A 15,698-nucleotide genomic window follows, 5' to 3' on the forward strand; every position below is an offset into this window, starting at 1 on the left:
ATTAATCTATCGAACGGGTTTTTGAACAATTAAGACTTCCAGTTCAGTTCCAGGAACAATTTTCCATCCTAGCAACACCTTTGTCTCAATATCAACATAGAGGGGGCCCGGTTTAACGTATATATATTCGGGCTCAATGGCGCGAGGAGAAGGACTTGGACTCGAGAAATCTGTTTGAAAGCCTTCAAGGGAATCGTGAGCATCTCGGATGGCGCGTTGCTGGTCATCATTTAAGCTACCCCAGGAGACATAGTTTCCGGGATAGCGCTTTTGTAGGAAAGTCCAATCTACTTTTACCGTCTCCATCCACGTGACACAGTTTGTAAATATACGCCCCGTCTCGCGACAAAAAGCCGCGCGCTTTAGCTTGAAAATGCGATTATCATATTGGCGAAAATTATACATAAAGCGCAGGACACGTTCAGCGGCAAAATAAGAGAGGTCTGTTGCCCGTCTCAAAGGTAGACCTGTATAGGGGCTGACTCCTTGTCCGCGCTGAGAGATCCACCAACCAAACCAAAAAGCGAAAAAAAGAAGACAAAATGTCAGAATGATTGTAATGGATAAAAGCATAACCCATCCTGACAAATCAGTCATCGCCTACTTCCTTTTACTCTTCATCATCGGGAATAGCGGCAGCCCTATAACGGCGCTTTTCGCTTCGCTCTTCATGGACAACCTCTGAATGAAACTCGCCCTCATGATCTTGGCTTGTTCTTCTTGAAGATACTTCTTTAATTTCATCAAACTGGTCTTTACCTTCTTGAATTTCCTCTAAGATCAACATAGCGCGATTCTGCACTTCAGATTTTACGCGCGCATCCCTTCCGCTTTTGATCATGTTTTCAGCCAAACTAATGGCATAATTAACCAATTCAAAATTGCTTTTAAATTTTTTAGCAAGCATTTCATTTGTAAAATTAATCTTCTTTTCCATTTATTCTCCTTTATACATCTTAGCGGATCTTAGAGACTGTCGTCAAATCGCCAATGGGCTATATTCACGATTACTCCCTCGAAAGAAACCTAAAGGAGCATTGCATATCTTATTCAATATGGTCGGCTTTTTTAGGCTTTTTCCTAGGGAAAAAGAACGTGAATCTAGGCCATTAGGAATTCGGCAGCCCATTAATCGGCACTTTTTAGTTGTGACTAGGCCTCAGCTTCTTTTGCAGACACTCGATGGCACTCGGCAATGACAATGCTGCGCAAAACTTGATAAGCCGTAGCCAGCTCATCATTGACTATCTGATAATCATAATATTGAACCGCATTTAATTCTGCCTGGGCCCAACCAAGGCGTTTCTCGATCAATTCTGGAGTTTCTGTCTTGCGCCCTTCCAATCTCTCTCTTAACACTTCCAAAGAAGGGGGGCGAATGAAAATAAAAACTCCCGGGAAATTCCCTTTTAATTGAAGAGCCCCTTGCGTATCTATGACCAAAACGACATGTTTGCCCTGTCGCTGCTGCTCTTGGATCCATTGGCGAGAAGTGCCATAATAAGTGCCATATAGCTTAACATATTCCAAAAAATCTGCAGCAGCAATTTTTGCTTCAAATTCGGATTCCGAAATAAAATGATAATGCTTACCCGGCACCTCGCCCGTCCTTGGCAAGCGCGTCGTATAAGAAATGCTGGCAATAACAGAAGGAAATTCCTCTACCAACATCTGCACCAACGTTGTCTTACCAGTTCCTGCCGGAGCACTCACAATAAAAGCTAAGCCTTCAGAGAGATTTCCCAATAAAGAAGTCATTTTTCTTTACTCAATATTTTGAATTTGTTCGCGGATACGCTCAAGCTCGCTCTTAATATCAATGACCTGCCTAGCAATCTCTAGATCTGACGACTTATTCCCAATTGTATTCACTTCGCGATTAAGCTCTTGGAGAATAAATTCCAGAGTTTTCCCCCCTCCCATGCTAGAGGATTGAGAAAGTTCTTCAAAACGGAGCAGGTGGCAATAAAAACGCGTAATTTCTTCGGTGATATCGATTTTTTCGGCAAATAGCGCAATTTCTCGCAAAATTCTATCTTCATTTTCAACATGCCCGGGCAACAGCTCTTCAAGCCGCGACATCAGCTTTTCTCTATATTTTTTTGTCGCATAAGGAGCTCGCCCTTCAATATCTACCATCCAATGCCGGATCTTTTCAATACGATTTAGAATATCGACTTGAAGCAAAGTCCCTTCTTGCGTTTTCATATGCAAAAAGCCCTTTAATGCTTGGTCAAAAGCATGCTTAAGCGCATGCCGATAAGACTCTTCTTCTTCCCTATTTTCTTCAAAACGCAAGATATCATCCGCTTGAGCTAATAGACTTAATTCAAACTTGCTATCCCCTACCTGCAAATGGTGGGCAATTTGATCCCATGCCTGCTTCATCTGCTTAGCTAAAGCTAGATTAGGAACCACGACAAAAGGCGCTTGACCATCAAAAGAAGCCGTTACTTTGACAGTAATTTGTCCCCTAGAAGCAAACGGAAGCAGCCATTTTTTTATTTCAATATCAAAATGGCTTAATTCTCTTGGAAGAACGACATTGACTTCTAAGAACTTGCGATTTACCGATTGAATCTCTACCGTAAAATGCCCTACATCCGTATTCAAGCTTGCGCGGCCATAGGCAGTCATGCTTCTTAACATAAAAAGATATCGCTATTAAATTGAGATTTAATGAATTATACAAATTTTTTCATTTCAGTCAAGCTTTAAAACCCTTCTTTTTATCGACTTTCGTCGAATGCCTACTGACTTAGATTCGCGTTCTCTTCCCCTAAGGCCAGTTCTCTTAGAAAAAATCGTCTCAACTAAGAGGGTAGGGGTTTAATATGCCCTCTTACTAACCTGAGTTTGGAATCCGCTAATGAATGAAAATTTTGACTATAAAATAATTTTATAAGAAAGAAATAGCAAATAAAAAAATCAACTAAAGTTGTTTATATTAAAAGAGAATTGATTTGAAAGGAAAGCGGGAAGCCCTCGAGGAGGGCAATTTAATCGATAAATTGCCCTCGGGGAAGCGAATGGTTTTATTTTTCAGTTTCTACATCATCGCTTACGCTTTTCACGCCTTCTACGTTTTTAACCATGTATTCAATTTGATTTTTCTCGTTGCTATTTGCAGCTTTTCCTTTAAGAGTAACTTTTCCATCTTTTGTGGTGACTTGAATATTCTTAGCAGAATTGGAAAAATAAGGCGTGCTTCTTAAATTTTGAATAACGCGCGATGTGATGGCTTCATCAGGCACATTGGGCCCTTTATCGCCGCCAAACCAGCTTGACCAGCCACTGCTCTGATCATTAGGACCTCTCTGATCGTTGGGACCTCTTTGATTAGAATACCCCTGTCCATACCCTCTGTTTTGGTATTGGCCTTGGCCGTAACCATATTGGCCTTGACCATATCCCCCCTGCTGACCATAAGGCTGTCCCGGCTGGCCATAAGATTGATAAGGTTGAGAATATCCATATCCTTGCGAAGGATAATTGGCGTTATTGCCATAGGAATAAGGTTCATATTGATAATTTTGCGCAAATGCTAATGAAGCAAAGCTTAAACTTGAAGCTAAGATCAGCGCTTTAAAAGTTTTCATAAAGTTCTCCTAATTTGTTGTTTCTGAAGTTATCCTTTTAAATAGGCTTTTCTTTGAGGGCTCAAATTTATAAGCCCCCTTACATGTTCTCGACAAGCGCCCATTTATATTAAATTTTTTAAGTTCTCTTTCTCCTTAATATGCTCCTCATAAAATTAAAGCAATTTTTTTCTAACTGGCTGCATTTAGTCCATTTAGAGAGTACCTTAAAACGGCCAACACTATAGTCAAGATTACTGAGAACGTAGATAGTAAAAATTGAACACGGGCTCTTAGAACCTAAGTTTGGAGGATTTTTTAGATTACCAACCTGAGTTTGGAGTTTTTTTACTCTTTCGACTGCGTCAAAGCCTGGGAGATGAACAAATGGCAAGGCTTTCACATCAGTCCAAAGAAAAAAAAATCCAAATTCGGTTATTAAAACCGCTAATGACTAGATTTGAATAGAGAGGATTGAGCTTATTTTGCAGAAAGAAAAAGAAGAAGGGAAAAGATCCAGCAGAGAAGTGGAGGCTGCAACAACAGCCTCACTTATTTTAAAATCACGCTATTGTTCTATTTTAATCGAATTAAAGAATTCATAGGCCAAGCTAAAATCCTCTCCTTCCACAATGGCTGAATAAATAGTATTATTCGTTGCATACAGTCTGCAAAGCGCTTTAAGCGTTGTTTTAGCCTGATCAAAAAGATGAATTTCAAGCATATAACGAACTGTGGGTTGAGCAGGCTCTAACACATAAATCTGAGCATTAGGGATTTCCCTGAAGCAATCGACAAACTCTTGAACCGTCTCAGGAAGAACAAAAGAAACAGATGGTTTAAGATGAATTTCATAATTAACCTCTCTGTAAAAACTATAGATAAAAGACAATCCATTACAGATGCCGCATGAAGGCTCCCCCGGAATAAGAGCAACAAGCTGATTTCTTTCATCTTCGTATTGGACAGGCTGCCAAAGAGTATCACCTGCCACAAAAGACTCTCCGCTTCTTCCCATTGACATCGCACTTAGAGAATAGAAACTTAGCAATCCAGCCAACAGACTGGATAAAATCCACTTTTTAACCATGACTTTTCCTTTGAATCATTTGAAATTCAAGCCAATTTAAGGAAAAAGCCTTCAAAGCGCAAGAAAATAAGTAAAGAATAACGGAGGAATTAATCCCTTCTTTAGATTATTGCAGAAGGTTTTTTTAAAATTCCGCGCGTTTCCCCATTCGGCGGACACGCATTAAATCACTTCACCGAAGCGATTTCACCAGATTGGGCAAAGTGAGTCTTGATGGGATCGAAAGAGCGGCGATGGATTTCGCAAGGGCCATGCTTAAAAAGAGCTTCGACATGCTGCTCCGTTCCATAGCCTTTATGGTGATCGAATCCATAGGCAGGCCAGCGGGCATGATAATCGAGCATCAAGCGATCCCTTGTTTCTTTGGCTATAATGGATGCCGCAGCAATCGATTGAGATAATTGGTCCCCCTTAATGATCTTTAAGCAGGGCAAGGTTGGATGAGGCAGCTTCATGCCATCAACGAGCAAATAATCGGGGGCCTGCTTAAGGCGTTCTATCGCTATTAACATGGCGCAAATTGTCGCTTGATAAATATTGATGCGATCAATCTCAACAGAATCGACAATGCCGACAGCATAATAGATGGCAGGATCGGACGTCAAACGCGCAAATAAGCGCTCGCGCATTTTAGGAGTTAACTTTTTGCTATCGTTGACTTGAGGGATAAGCAAGCCTTTGGGCAAGATGCAAGCAGCTGCCACAACAGGGCCGGCCAAAGGACCGCGGCCTGCTTCATCAACACCTGCTAGCCATTGATAGCCTGTTAAATAGGCCTCTTCTTCATAAGACATCATTCCCTCCAAGCGGAGTTTTTCTTGCTCGTTTAGGGAATTAGGAGAGGGGGTCATATAGGCGATGTCGGGAAAAAACGTTAGCGTTAATCAAAATCAAAGTCATAGAACGCACACCCAGGCAATCGATTGACCTGGGTGCTAATCATTCTCATTCTAGCGGTCAAACAAGGACGCTTAGCTGTCTGTTCTTTCGCTAGCTTCTGTTTCAACAGCTTCTTTGGCATTTTCTTTGGCATTCTCAGCGCCACGGCGAGCACCGAAACGTCCTTTTACCTTAGAGGCTTTGCCAGATGTTCCACGCAAATAGTAAAGCTTGCTGCGGCGGACGTCGCCTTCTTTCATCACTTCAATTTTGGCAATACGAGGGCTATGCAGCATAAATACGCGCTCCATTCCTTCGCCATAAGCCACGCGGTGAACAGAGAAAGTCTCAGACAAGCCAGTTCCCTTTCTAGCAATCACGGTGCCTGTAAAAACCTGGATTCTCTCCTTATCGCCTTCAATAATGCGGATATGGACGCGAACAGTATCCCCAATGCGGAAAGTTGGGATGTCTTTTTTTAACTGCTGGTTTTCCAGCTTTTCAATAATGGCAGATCGACTCATGATCAATTTCTCCTAAAATTTCAATCTTTTCTCTATCGGCAAGGAAGGTTAACCACGCATTCCATGCAGATCGCATACAATTAATGATTTATTATTCTCTGAATGGGCTCTCTGCTATAATAAGAGATCAGGCCTCATCTCCCCTGTCTTTTTAAGAGCTTGCTCGTGACGCCATTTGGCAATCTCTTGATGATTCCCGCTCAGCAAAACACTCGGAACAGCCGCTTCTTCAAACACTTCCGGTCGAGTATAATGAGGATAGTCCAGCAATCCTTTTTCAAAGGAGTCTTCTTCAGCTGCAGAGGCATGACCTAGCACGTGAGGAATAAAGCGGATCACGCCATCAAGTAAGACAATTGCCGCTAGGCACCCATTAGTAAGAACAAAGTCTCCAATACTGATTTCTTCATCGACTTCCCGATCTAGCACACGCTGGTCAATTCCTTCGTAGTGGCCGCATAGAAGAATCAGATGGCTCTCTTGCGCTAATTGCCGACATTTAGCCGCATTTAATCGACTGCCTTGGGGAGATAAATAGATGACCCGCGCTTGAGGGCTTTTTACATGGCGAATAGCCGCTGTAACGGGCTGAGGCATCATCACCATGCCAGGTCCCCCGCCATAAGGCCGATCATCTACACGTCGATAGCGATTGTCAGCAAAATCTCTTATATCGGTTAATCGTATCGTTATTAGTCCCCTTTCTCGAGCCCGTTTAATGATACTTTCATCAAAAGGTCCTTTAAAATAGCCGGGAAACAGAGACAAAATATCGATGAACACCTTATGCTTTCGCCTTCTTCTCTTTTCTCTTCGCAGCCATTTTAGCGCGTTGAGCGACTTTCTTTTCTGTCTGTGTACGGATAATTTCAGGAGCGCTTCTCTTAATCAGAGTCGCTGCATTATCCGTGAGCTGCGCACCAAGGCCTAACCAATGTTGAATGCGATCGGTCTTAATAGATAATTTCTTATCATCTTCAGCTTCGATAGGATTGTACCATCCAAGAGCTTCAACATATTTTCCATCTCGTGGCGAACGAGAGTCCGTTACGACCAAACGATAAAATGAACGATTTGTGCGACCTTGTTGTCGTAATCTAATTTTTAACGCCATAGGGATCCTCCCAACATCTTTTCTAATTGTTTCATATTTGGCATATTTTTAAAAAATTGCTTTGCTTGTTTAAAGGATTTGACAAGCTTATTGACATCCTCAATTTTCGTTCCGCTGCCTTGTGCAATGCGCTTTCGTCTAGGGGTTATCAATTCACATTTTTCTATCCGCTCGTCACGAGTCATGGATAGAATCATCGCCTCAACTTTAAAAAACTCTTTCTCGTCAAAATCCATTGCTGGAAACTGACTCATTCCAGGAAGCATTCCCAAAAGACTTTTAATAGATCCCATTTTTTTGACAGTTTGAATTTGCTTCAAATAGTCATCATAGGTAAAAGTCGCTGTACGAATCTTCTGCTCAAGCTTTTGAGCCTCTGCTTCGTCTAAATGCTCCTGGGCTTTTTTGACCAGATTGATCGTATCTCCCATTCCCAAAATGCGATCAGCCATTGAATTGGGATTGAAGAGTTGTATATCGTCGACTTTCTCTCCAATTCCTTCAAACTTTAATGGCTTTCCCGTCACTTCGCGAATAGAAATAGCCGCTCCACCGCGTGTATTACCATCCAACATAGTCAGGATAGTTCCTGTGACGGCAATACGCTTATTGAACTCTGCTGCTACATTGACAGCATCTTGTCCAGTTGTGGCATTGGCTACAAAAAGAATTTCGTCTGGTTTCAAAACCTCTTTGATTTTTTCTAACTGCACCATTAGTTCATCATCGATATGCAGACGTCCCGCCGTATCGACGATAAGAAGATCGTGCTCTCCTTCTTTAGCCTGCTTCAAAGCCGCTTTCGCTACGCTTACCGGATCTTTTTCTCCAGCTAAAGAAAAGACAGGCACTCCAATTTGTTGACCTAGGGTTTTCAACTGCTCGATCGCAGCTGGCCTTTGAAGATCGCAAGCAGCTAGTAAAGGAGTTTTACATTCTCCTTTCTTCTTCAAATATTTGGCCAGTTTTGCACAGTGCGTTGTTTTTCCAGAGCCTTGCAAACCACATACCATCAAAACAGCAGGCGAGCCTTTTAAATGCAGCCCTTCCTCCTGCTTGCCCATTAAAGCCACCAATTCATCATGCACAATCTTAATGAACTGCTGTCCAGGCGTGACGGATTTGATGAGCAGCTCGCCCACCGCTTTTTCCTTCAATCGCTTAACAAGCGTTTTGGTCACTCCATAGTTGACATCGGCTTCGAGTAAAGCCAAGCGCACTTCATTGACAGCTTCAGAAATATTTTCTTCAGTCAATTTCTTCTTGCCAGTCAAGCTAGAAAATACACTCTGCAGCTTTGTCGTTAATGTCCCTAGCATGAAATCACCTATCCACTTTTAGACCCTATACTCAAACTGAGATGGTTTAGATTCAAATCCTTTCCCCTATTAGGCAAGCTAAAATCGCGGGACAATATTGAGTGAATATGCCCCGCGATTTTAGTTTGCCTACTAAAGAGAAACACTTTCGAATCTAAGCCATTATGAATTTTGAGAACAGGTTCTTCGGCTTAAATTCATAAATGAAAATAGAATACTCAAAAAATCATTCATTTTCAAGGAAAAAGAAGCGATTATGCCCCGCCCAATCATTTTCTAAATGTTGATTTTTCCAAGGAGGGCTTTTAAAAAGCGCTTGAACCGCTTCCCCTTGATTGTAGCCAATCTCAAACCAAACCTTGCTATGAGGGTGGAGATAAACCGGCAGCTCCTTGGCCAGCCTTTCATAAAATTCTATTCCCGACACGCCTCCTAACAGGGCAAGCTTGGGCTCAAACTCACGTACGTCGGGATCCAATTGTTCAAATTCCTGCTCGGATATATAAGGCGGATTGCAAACAAAAAAATGCGTTTTTTGCCCTTGAAAGGGAGTTAATAAATCTCCCTGCAAGCAGACAACATCCTCTTTATTTTCATTGGCATTATAAGATGCCAGTTCCAGAGCTTCTTTGGATTGATCCGCCAATACGACTTGCAAAAGAGGAAAGCGTTTTTTCAAGGCAATCCCTATGCATCCCGATCCGCAACAGACATCCCACAATGTTTTTCCCCTAAGGTCTTCTTTAGACAGGATATGCACGATTTTATCGACGAGGATTTCCGTTTCCTGCCGCGGAATCAAAACAGAAGGATTGACATGGATCAAGCAGTTATAAAACTCAATTGTTCCCTTAATATAAGCCAAGGGTTCCCCCTTTAAACGCCTAGCCAAATAAGCCTGGCAATTCGCCCACTCCTCACTCTTTAGAGGGTGTCGGCTATTGATATATAGGGACAATCGATCACAAGAGAGGACATCGCACAGGATTTCTTCAGCCTGGCGGCGCGCATAAGGAATTGAAGCAGCCTTTTCTAGTGCATGCGTTAAAATCTGCAATGCCTCAGCAATCACTTTCATTCCTCTTCGGAACCCTTCAATTTTTCCTGATGAAAATACGCCACCAAAGCCGATGTAATTTCGTCCAAGTCCCCTTCCATGACCTGATCCAAATTATATTTAGTCAGGTTGATGCGGTGGTCGGTAATGCGATTCTGCGGAAAATTATAGGTACGAATGCGTTCTGAGCGGTCTCCCGATCCAACCTGCATTGCCCGCGCGCTCGCCATGGCTTGTTGTTTTTTTTGCTGTTCGATCTCAGCTATTTTCGCTTTTAACAGGCGCATCGCTTTGTCTTTGTTCTTATGCTGACTGCGCTCTTCTTGACAATATACGACAATTCCAGAGGGGATATGGGTGATGCGGACGGCGCTATCTGTCGTATTGACGTGCTGGCCTCCCGCTCCTGAAGAGCGATAGGTATCGATTCGCAAATCCTTATCGTCTAAATTGACTTCTTCATTTTCATCGGGTTCAGGCAAAACAGCAACAGTAATAGCAGAAGTGTGTACGCGTCCTTGCGCTTCTGTCTCGGGAACGCGCTGCACGCGATGAGTCCCGGCCTCATATTGAAGGAAGCGGTGGACATTCGGCCCCACTAAAACCATGATATATTCTTTAAATCCACCCAAATCGGAAGGCGTGCAGGATAAAAGCTCATAACGCCACCCGCTGCGGTCGGCATACAGCTTATACATGCGGACGCAGTCGCCTACAAAGAGAGCCGCTTCATCTCCGCCTGTTCCCGCTCGCAATTCCAAAATAGACGGGCGATGATCAAGAGGATCGGGCGGCACTAATAGATTTTCAATCTTCGCTTGCAAATCCTCCACCCGCTTTTCCAATTGCTGAATATCTTCTCTTAATATTTCAGCAAATTCAGCGTCTTTTTCAATTTTGAGCAGCTCTTCATTATCCACGACTTGCTGTTGCAAACGTTTTTTTTCTTCCCATGCCGCTTTTAGTTCGTTTAAATAAGCATGCTCTTGAGTTAAAGCCCGGTATTTTTTTTGATCATCATACACATGAGGCTGCCCTAGCACTTCCTCGACTTCTGATAAACGTTCTAGAAGCTGTTGCACTTTTTTTTCCATGGCAGATCTTCTTTATGTAAATGAAATTAATGAATGCATATGTCGATTAAAAAAATTAGACAAGCCAAAGCAAAAGAGAATATTAAGCGTGGGCTACGTTAAATGAAAATAAAGAGACTCCTGCTTTTCAAAAGCCTCTTTAAGATCAATTGCTCTAACGCTTTTTAGCCGCTTTAACAGCAGGTTTCTTTTCAGATTCTTGTTTGCCGCTGTCATTGGATTCTTGCTGATCAGCTCCAGCTTCTTTCTTGCGCTCAAAACGCTTCTTAAACTTCTCAACACGCCCTTCTGAGTCTACAAGCTGCTTGCTGCCTGTGAAAAAGGGGTGAGAAGAAGAAGAAATAGAAAGATAGCTAACAGGGTATTCGACACCGTTGAAAACTTCTTTTGCTTCTGTTTGTAAAGTAGATCCGCACACAAATCGATGGCCAGAGGCGGAATCGACAAATAAAACTTGCTGATAAGGCGGATGTGCATTCTTCTTCATTATAGGACTCCTCAAGAGATACGTTAATTAAAATATCTATTCACTCTTTAAAACTTTATTGACTAGATGAAAACCCATTATGATAAGGCTTTCTTCTAAAAAAAACAACCATTTTTATAAATAGGTAAGGGAAAACCTCGATAAGCCGAACGGCTTCTCGACAAATCGAATTAAATTAAATAACAATTATTAATTGTTTACCTAAAAGCTATTATAGTCAATCAAGGTTTAAATTATCATATATTTTTTAGGAATAAAGCTAGGGAAGCGGGAAAGGCAAGCCCTCGGATTAAGTCTATTTAGATGTTTAGTACAAGGTTATTTTAAGACTTAACTTCATCAAGAGGGTTGATAGAAGATTTTTTAAGTGCCCATAGGGCCATTTGAACGGATTGCAGTCCGGCCAGCAATCCTTCTTCATAGCGAAAATAGGGATGATACTCCAATTCGGGGAAATCATTAGGTTGGAGGAGATCCTCTGGAGTTAAATAGGGAACGAGACGCCTTCCACATTGCAAAAGCTTGCCTTTTTGCCCCTCTATTAATTCTTCCACTATTCTTTCGATCTCTTCCCAGGAAGCCTTCTGTTCATTCATGGCTTATTTTCCGCTTTGACGATTTTTTTTCTCGCTGCATTTGGAAGAAGTCTTTTAGGATTTGGGCACAGGCCTCTTGTAAAATGCCTTTGCGCACTTGAATATGATGAGTGGGATGGATGGGTGAAAATAAATCTACCCAGCTTCCGTTGGCCCCATGCCTAATATCAGGCGCTCCCCAAACAAGGGTATGGATACGAGTCAATAGCATAGCGCCGGCACACATGCTACAAGGCTCAATAGTGCAATAAAGGGTGGCTTGAGACAATCTCCAATTATCTAGGGCCACTTCCCCTGCTGTCAGACAAAGCATTTCAGCATGGGCAGTGGCATCTTTGAGCATTTCGACTTGATTATATCCTCGAGCAATGATGTGATTGTCCTTTACCAAGACAGCTCCTACAGGGACTTCATCTGCTTTAAAAGCCTTCCAAGCCTCCTTAAGAGCTTCTAGCATAAAGCGCTCATCATCGTTTTGAGGTTCAATGCGCCAAGGAAAAGACATTAAGAAGCCTTTTCATGCAATTTGCGTTGCAATTGGGCTATTTGCTTTTTTAAACCTTCCACATCAGTAAGATATTTTTTTTGCAATCCAGCAAGTTTTTTCTCATATTTATCAGTTAAACGCGCAATCTCTCTTTCAAATTCCTTTTTAACTTGATCCATCGTCATTTTTTCGGCATCGAGCTGCGCTTGCTCCACTTGCTGCTGATTTTCTTGCTTTGCCCGCTTTTCTAATTGTTTAAAAGTATCAGCGGGAAAGACAACCGAATTGAGAACTGCGAAAAGATAGGTTTGCGGAGCGCCGAATTCGCGAATAGCTTCTTCCATCAAGGAGTGAGCTTGTGCGGAAGTCAATTCTTCCAATTCGCTGAAATTGGGGTTGATTTGAGTTAAACGCGTTTCAAAGAACTCATAAAGGTCGCCATGCTTGATCAACCAACGGGATGTGACAAATTCTGCAATCTCTTCCCCTTTTTCTTCTTCGGCTATCGCTTTTTGATAAGCCTCTGTCAGGTCTTCATTAGTCAACTTATTGAAATTCTTAGAGGGGAAAAACTTTTTAACGAAAACAAAGTCTTTCTTTAAGTGTTCATTTTTGAGATCTTTCTTCACTGAATCAATGATAGAGGGAAGCCAATCGGCTAAAGCGGCAAATTTTTCTTTGTAACTAGCGTCTTTATACATAATAGATCCTACAAGTTAAGATAAAGGACTCTTAACTTAACATGCCGGAAAAGATAAATGCAAGACAGAGCATGCTTTCCTGTGCAAAGATGCAGAGGATAAAGAAAAAATGAAAGAGAATATCTTGTTGAAGAAATCTTTTTTCTCTAAGAAAGAAGAAAAATAGGCTTTATTTTTTTGAACAATAGCGGAGTTTCACAGCTTATGCACTCTCATTCTCCTCATAGCGAAGAAGAACATCCTTTTTATGACATTGAGATTATCCGAAGAAAGGAGCAGGCCTACATTCAAGAGCTTTTAAAAAAATATCGAAACGCCCCCGTGACAGATGAGCTAAAAGGGAAAATTTGGGATGAGCTTCAAATGGAAAAATATAAGGGAAATATCACCATTCCTTTCAAAGTCGTCATGCGAAAAGATAACTCAAAAAAGTTCCCTGACTACATTGAAGTCATTTTAGATACCAAAGTTTAAGCTAGCTTACGGTGTAGATAAAGACATATCGTTCATAATTTTTTCATATGTTTCTACAGCCCTGCTCATATCTAGCCTAATTTCAGGATCTGACAGGGTCATTGCTTTAAGAAGAACGCCTAAATCTTTAATTTCCCCGCTTTTTTCAGGATATCTCTTCTCTAATTCTAGAGTAAGCGCATCAATATATTTGTGAATTTCTCTTTCGGCAGGAGCCAAATTTCCAACAGATCCCCCGGCAGCCAATTTGAGAGAGCGTCCATAAACGTCGATTTTTCCTTTAAGATGGGTGACCTCGGATTGAGGACAATCCTTATTAACGATCAAAAACTTTTCCACTCCTCGACGCTTTTCGCCTACTTTAGCCGACTTATCCTCATTGGTAGGTGCGATAAGCATCTCTCTCCCCTTTGTCAAAATCTCTCCCTCAAGGGTGCGAATAATCATAAGAGCTGTGCCATATACTTCTGCTTTCTGGCTTAATCTCCCTTCCGGTGCAGCAAAGCGTGGATTACCCGTATGCATGACAGATTGATCCTTTTCTAACTTCTTCGTCTTACCAAAATCCGATACTCTTGCTGTGATTTTTCCATCTTGCTCGTATACGAGAACGTTCTCTGTTTTGCTGTCTCCATGCACATAGCCGGCCTTATGCAAATGCATCATGCCTCTAGCCACTTGCAAGCCAATGTCTGCACTCTGAGGGAATTTGATCTTGCCCTGATTCGTAAGCTTGTCCAAATCTCCCTGCGCTTTGTCTGTTTTAACCGTATATTGCCCTTCGATTCTATCTTCTTTTTTGACTTCTTGCATACTGAGCGCTAAATTGGACTCTCCTACCACTCCCTTCTTGTCCAGCTCGCCCTGTATCACCTTCGCTGTCTGGACTTCCTCTTGAATTTCTTTTTGCTTGCTCTTAAACACTTTTTCAAAAGTCCCCTTCACGGGAGTAAAGTAAGCATGATTGGGATCAACCTGCGATTTCCAGACTTGTTTTGCCTTTCCCTTTGCAATCTTTTCATAAGGATGAAGCTGAGTGGTTTTCAATGCCTCATTTTCAACTTTCAACTCTTTTTGAATTCGCAGTCTTTCTGCTGGGCTAACCCCCGAATCCGTGAGCTGCTCTTTCTTTTGCTGGATTTCTTTTTCCATTCCAGATTGGACATCCTCGGCATTCGCTTCTTCTAACTGTTCTTCTTCTAAAAGCTTTTTGCGCACATCATCAGGCGAGCGAACATTTTCCCATCCTTTAGGAAGAGAAAAGCTCTCATGCTTTGGAGGCGTCAAAAAATCAGCAACGTCCTGCAATTTACGTTCTAATACTAATTTCTCATTGAATTCCAGCTTCCCTTTTTTATCTAAATCTTTGACTACTGCCCTCAAGTCTTGCAATTGCTGATTAATGCCTTTTCTCTCTGCCGGAGAAAGAGATTCCGGTTCCTGCGAATTGGTATCCATAACAAACATATTGACTGCCGTTTGAAGCTCGTCCGCATTAGTATAAACTTTGGCTTCGGGTGTAACAGATTCTTGAGCCTTAGACTTCTCTGCTTTCGCCTCTAGCTTGACAGAAGACTGGTTTGTTTCATGTGCTATATCTTCTTCTACATCGACATCTTCTCCCCCATCGACATCTTCTAATTTTGCAAGTATATCGCGTACCTCTTGAGGGGTACGCGCATTTTTCAATTCTTCAGGAATAGAAAAGCTTTCGGACTTGGGAGGATTCAACGTATCTTCTATTGTCCTTAATCGATTATTTAAATTAAGTTTCTCGTTAAAATCTATTTTCCCCTTCTCAGCTAAATATTCAACCGCCGCTTTAAAGGCTGTCACTTTTTGCTGAATTGCAGCGAAATCTTTCTCTTTTAAGTTGTCAAAATTAGAAATTGTTGAATGCATTAACTCGTTAATTTCATTAGTTAATTGATCAACATTATGCGTTTCAACCCCTGGAGGAGGAGCAAGAGCTTCCCGCTTGGAGACGGAACTAGTAAATAAATTTTGAATTTTTGCAAAAAAATCTTTGATCCCAGCGCTTAATCGGCTGAACATGCGTCCATTGGCTTTACCTGCCTGTTCTAGCTCGGCCCCCTTAGCTGGCGTCTCCAAGGAAGAAACCCCAAGCTGACCTATTACGCCCTGCCTATTAACTTCCATACCCATAAAAACACCAATTAATTATTACCTTAATTAAATTATATCATAAATTAATAAATTAATAACGTTTTTAAATAAAAAAAATTAAACAAACTAACTAAATAAATAAAACAACTATATAACTTACAATTAGCTATG

At 41.6% G+C, this 15,698-nt stretch carries 19 protein-coding genes; 1 reads left to right on the top strand and 18 read right to left on the bottom strand.

Annotated elements, in window-relative coordinates; genetic code table 11:
- Nucleotides 1-6 precede the first annotated feature (6 nt).
- The 17 genes from BN3769_RS04060 to BN3769_RS04140 form a co-directional block, all read right to left on the bottom strand.
- Nucleotides 7-597: a hypothetical protein gene (locus BN3769_RS04060; protein ID WP_068467845.1), complete on the bottom strand. Its 591-nt coding sequence runs from the start codon at nt 595-597 to the stop codon at nt 7-9.
- Nucleotides 598-610: 13 nt separating this feature from the next.
- Nucleotides 611-937: a hypothetical protein gene (locus BN3769_RS04065; protein WP_068467847.1), complete on the bottom strand. Its 327-nt coding sequence runs from the start codon at nt 935-937 to the stop codon at nt 611-613.
- Nucleotides 938-1,152: 215 nt separating this feature from the next.
- Complete coding sequence (gene gmk / locus BN3769_RS04070; RefSeq protein ID WP_068467849.1) at nt 1,153-1,758, bottom strand: guanylate kinase; 606 nt, start codon at nt 1,756-1,758, stop codon at nt 1,153-1,155.
- Nucleotides 1,759-1,764: 6 nt separating this feature from the next.
- Nucleotides 1,765-2,637 carry a YicC/YloC family endoribonuclease gene (locus tag BN3769_RS04075; protein WP_068467851.1) on the bottom strand — a complete coding sequence of 291 codons (873 nt, stop codon included), beginning with the start codon at nt 2,635-2,637 and terminating at the stop codon, nt 1,765-1,767.
- A 398-nt stretch (nt 2,638-3,035) separates the two neighbouring features.
- On the bottom strand, nt 3,036-3,599 hold the full coding sequence (locus tag BN3769_RS04080; protein ID WP_068467854.1) for a BON domain-containing protein: 564 nt from the start codon (nt 3,597-3,599) through the stop codon (nt 3,036-3,038).
- A 547-nt stretch (nt 3,600-4,146) separates the two neighbouring features.
- Nucleotides 4,147-4,668 (bottom strand): hypothetical protein, encoded by a 522-nt coding sequence (locus BN3769_RS04085; RefSeq protein WP_068467857.1) that lies wholly within the window; start codon nt 4,666-4,668, stop codon nt 4,147-4,149.
- Nucleotides 4,669-4,835: 167 nt separating this feature from the next.
- A complete protein-coding gene (locus BN3769_RS04090; RefSeq protein ID WP_068467859.1) occupies nt 4,836-5,519 on the bottom strand; it encodes a ribonuclease HII in 684 nt (227 codons plus the stop codon).
- 120 nt (nt 5,520-5,639) lie between these two features.
- Entirely contained in the window at nt 5,640-6,071 is a 432-nt protein-coding gene (gene rplS / locus BN3769_RS04095; RefSeq protein ID WP_079989401.1) for a 50S ribosomal protein L19, read from the bottom strand.
- A 114-nt stretch (nt 6,072-6,185) separates the two neighbouring features.
- A complete protein-coding gene (trmD, locus tag BN3769_RS04100; protein ID WP_068467863.1) occupies nt 6,186-6,854 on the bottom strand; it encodes a tRNA (guanosine(37)-N1)-methyltransferase TrmD in 669 nt (222 codons plus the stop codon).
- 1 nt (nt 6,855) lies between these two features.
- Nucleotides 6,856-7,185 (bottom strand): 30S ribosomal protein S16, encoded by a 330-nt coding sequence (rpsP, locus tag BN3769_RS04105; protein ID WP_068467866.1) that lies wholly within the window; start codon nt 7,183-7,185, stop codon nt 6,856-6,858.
- Complete coding sequence (gene ffh / locus BN3769_RS04110; RefSeq protein ID WP_068467868.1) at nt 7,176-8,504, bottom strand: signal recognition particle protein; 1,329 nt, start codon at nt 8,502-8,504, stop codon at nt 7,176-7,178. The genes rpsP and ffh overlap by 10 nt, the downstream gene beginning before the upstream one ends.
- A gap of 226 nt (nt 8,505-8,730) precedes the next feature.
- A complete protein-coding gene (gene prmC, locus BN3769_RS04115; RefSeq protein ID WP_068467870.1) occupies nt 8,731-9,582 on the bottom strand; it encodes a peptide chain release factor N(5)-glutamine methyltransferase in 852 nt (283 codons plus the stop codon).
- Nucleotides 9,579-10,655, bottom strand: coding sequence for a peptide chain release factor 1 (gene prfA, locus BN3769_RS04120; protein WP_068467872.1), 1,077 nt, complete (start codon nt 10,653-10,655; stop codon nt 9,579-9,581). Before prfA ends, prmC begins: the two co-directional genes overlap by 4 nt.
- A 154-nt stretch (nt 10,656-10,809) precedes the next feature.
- Nucleotides 10,810-11,142, bottom strand: a complete 333-nt coding sequence (locus BN3769_RS04125; RefSeq protein ID WP_068467875.1) for a type B 50S ribosomal protein L31 — start codon at nt 11,140-11,142, stop codon at nt 10,810-10,812.
- 323 nt (nt 11,143-11,465) lie between these two features.
- Nucleotides 11,466-11,738 (bottom strand): hypothetical protein, encoded by a 273-nt coding sequence (locus BN3769_RS04130; protein ID WP_068467877.1) that lies wholly within the window; start codon nt 11,736-11,738, stop codon nt 11,466-11,468.
- Nucleotides 11,731-12,243 carry a tRNA adenosine(34) deaminase TadA gene (gene tadA / locus BN3769_RS04135; RefSeq protein ID WP_079989402.1) on the bottom strand — a complete coding sequence of 171 codons (513 nt, stop codon included), beginning with the start codon at nt 12,241-12,243 and terminating at the stop codon, nt 11,731-11,733. The genes BN3769_RS04130 and tadA overlap by 8 nt, the downstream gene beginning before the upstream one ends.
- Nucleotides 12,243-12,926: a hypothetical protein gene (locus BN3769_RS04140; RefSeq protein WP_068467880.1), complete on the bottom strand. Its 684-nt coding sequence runs from the start codon at nt 12,924-12,926 to the stop codon at nt 12,243-12,245. The genes tadA and BN3769_RS04140 overlap by 1 nt, the downstream gene beginning before the upstream one ends.
- Nucleotides 12,927-13,130: 204 nt before the next feature.
- On the opposite strand from BN3769_RS04140, the gene BN3769_RS04145 reads away from it, so the two are divergent.
- Nucleotides 13,131-13,400 (top strand): hypothetical protein, encoded by a 270-nt coding sequence (locus BN3769_RS04145; RefSeq protein ID WP_068467882.1) that lies wholly within the window; start codon nt 13,131-13,133, stop codon nt 13,398-13,400.
- Between the two features lie 6 nt (nt 13,401-13,406).
- Here BN3769_RS04145 and BN3769_RS04150 read toward each other — a convergent pair whose 3' ends face one another.
- Nucleotides 13,407-15,566 carry a protein kinase domain-containing protein gene (locus BN3769_RS04150; protein WP_079989403.1) on the bottom strand — a complete coding sequence of 720 codons (2,160 nt, stop codon included), beginning with the start codon at nt 15,564-15,566 and terminating at the stop codon, nt 13,407-13,409.
- Nucleotides 15,567-15,698 lie beyond the last annotated feature (132 nt).

Source organism: Candidatus Protochlamydia phocaeensis, assembly GCF_001545115.1.
GTDB lineage: Bacteria > Chlamydiota > Chlamydiia > Chlamydiales > Parachlamydiaceae > Protochlamydia_A > Protochlamydia_A phocaeensis.

Excerpts from the sequence above, each read along its gene's own strand:
- BN3769_RS04090 (WP_068467859.1), bottom strand. The coding sequence starts at position 5,519 with ATGACCCCCTCTCCTAATTCCCTAAACGAGCAAGAAAAACTCCGCTTG.
- BN3769_RS04085 (WP_068467857.1), bottom strand. The coding sequence starts at position 4,668 with ATGGTTAAAAAGTGGATTTTATCCAGTCTGTTGGCTGGATTGCTAAGT.
- BN3769_RS04140 (WP_068467880.1), bottom strand. The coding sequence starts at position 12,926 with ATGTATAAAGACGCTAGTTACAAAGAAAAATTTGCCGCTTTAGCCGAT.
- prmC (WP_068467870.1), bottom strand. The coding sequence starts at position 9,582 with ATGAAAGTGATTGCTGAGGCATTGCAGATTTTAACGCATGCACTAGAA.
- gmk (WP_068467849.1), bottom strand. The coding sequence starts at position 1,758 with ATGACTTCTTTATTGGGAAATCTCTCTGAAGGCTTAGCTTTTATTGTG.
- BN3769_RS04060 (WP_068467845.1), bottom strand. The coding sequence starts at position 597 with ATGACTGATTTGTCAGGATGGGTTATGCTTTTATCCATTACAATCATT.
- BN3769_RS04080 (WP_068467854.1), bottom strand. The coding sequence starts at position 3,599 with ATGAAAACTTTTAAAGCGCTGATCTTAGCTTCAAGTTTAAGCTTTGCT.
- BN3769_RS04075 (WP_068467851.1), bottom strand. The coding sequence starts at position 2,637 with ATGACTGCCTATGGCCGCGCAAGCTTGAATACGGATGTAGGGCATTTT.
- BN3769_RS04065 (WP_068467847.1), bottom strand. The coding sequence starts at position 937 with ATGGAAAAGAAGATTAATTTTACAAATGAAATGCTTGCTAAAAAATTT.
- BN3769_RS04150 (WP_079989403.1), bottom strand. The coding sequence starts at position 15,566 with ATGGGTATGGAAGTTAATAGGCAGGGCGTAATAGGTCAGCTTGGGGTT.
- prfA (WP_068467872.1), bottom strand. The coding sequence starts at position 10,655 with ATGGAAAAAAAAGTGCAACAGCTTCTAGAACGTTTATCAGAAGTCGAG.
- BN3769_RS04125 (WP_068467875.1), bottom strand. The coding sequence starts at position 11,142 with ATGAAGAAGAATGCACATCCGCCTTATCAGCAAGTTTTATTTGTCGAT.
- tadA (WP_079989402.1), bottom strand. The coding sequence starts at position 12,243 with ATGTCTTTTCCTTGGCGCATTGAACCTCAAAACGATGATGAGCGCTTT.
- rpsP (WP_068467866.1), bottom strand. The coding sequence starts at position 7,185 with ATGGCGTTAAAAATTAGATTACGACAACAAGGTCGCACAAATCGTTCA.
- ffh (WP_068467868.1), bottom strand. The coding sequence starts at position 8,504 with ATGCTAGGGACATTAACGACAAAGCTGCAGAGTGTATTTTCTAGCTTG.
- rplS (WP_079989401.1), bottom strand. The coding sequence starts at position 6,071 with ATGAGTCGATCTGCCATTATTGAAAAGCTGGAAAACCAGCAGTTAAAA.
- BN3769_RS04130 (WP_068467877.1), bottom strand. The coding sequence starts at position 11,738 with ATGAATGAACAGAAGGCTTCCTGGGAAGAGATCGAAAGAATAGTGGAA.
- BN3769_RS04145 (WP_068467882.1), top strand. The coding sequence starts at position 13,131 with ATGCACTCTCATTCTCCTCATAGCGAAGAAGAACATCCTTTTTATGAC.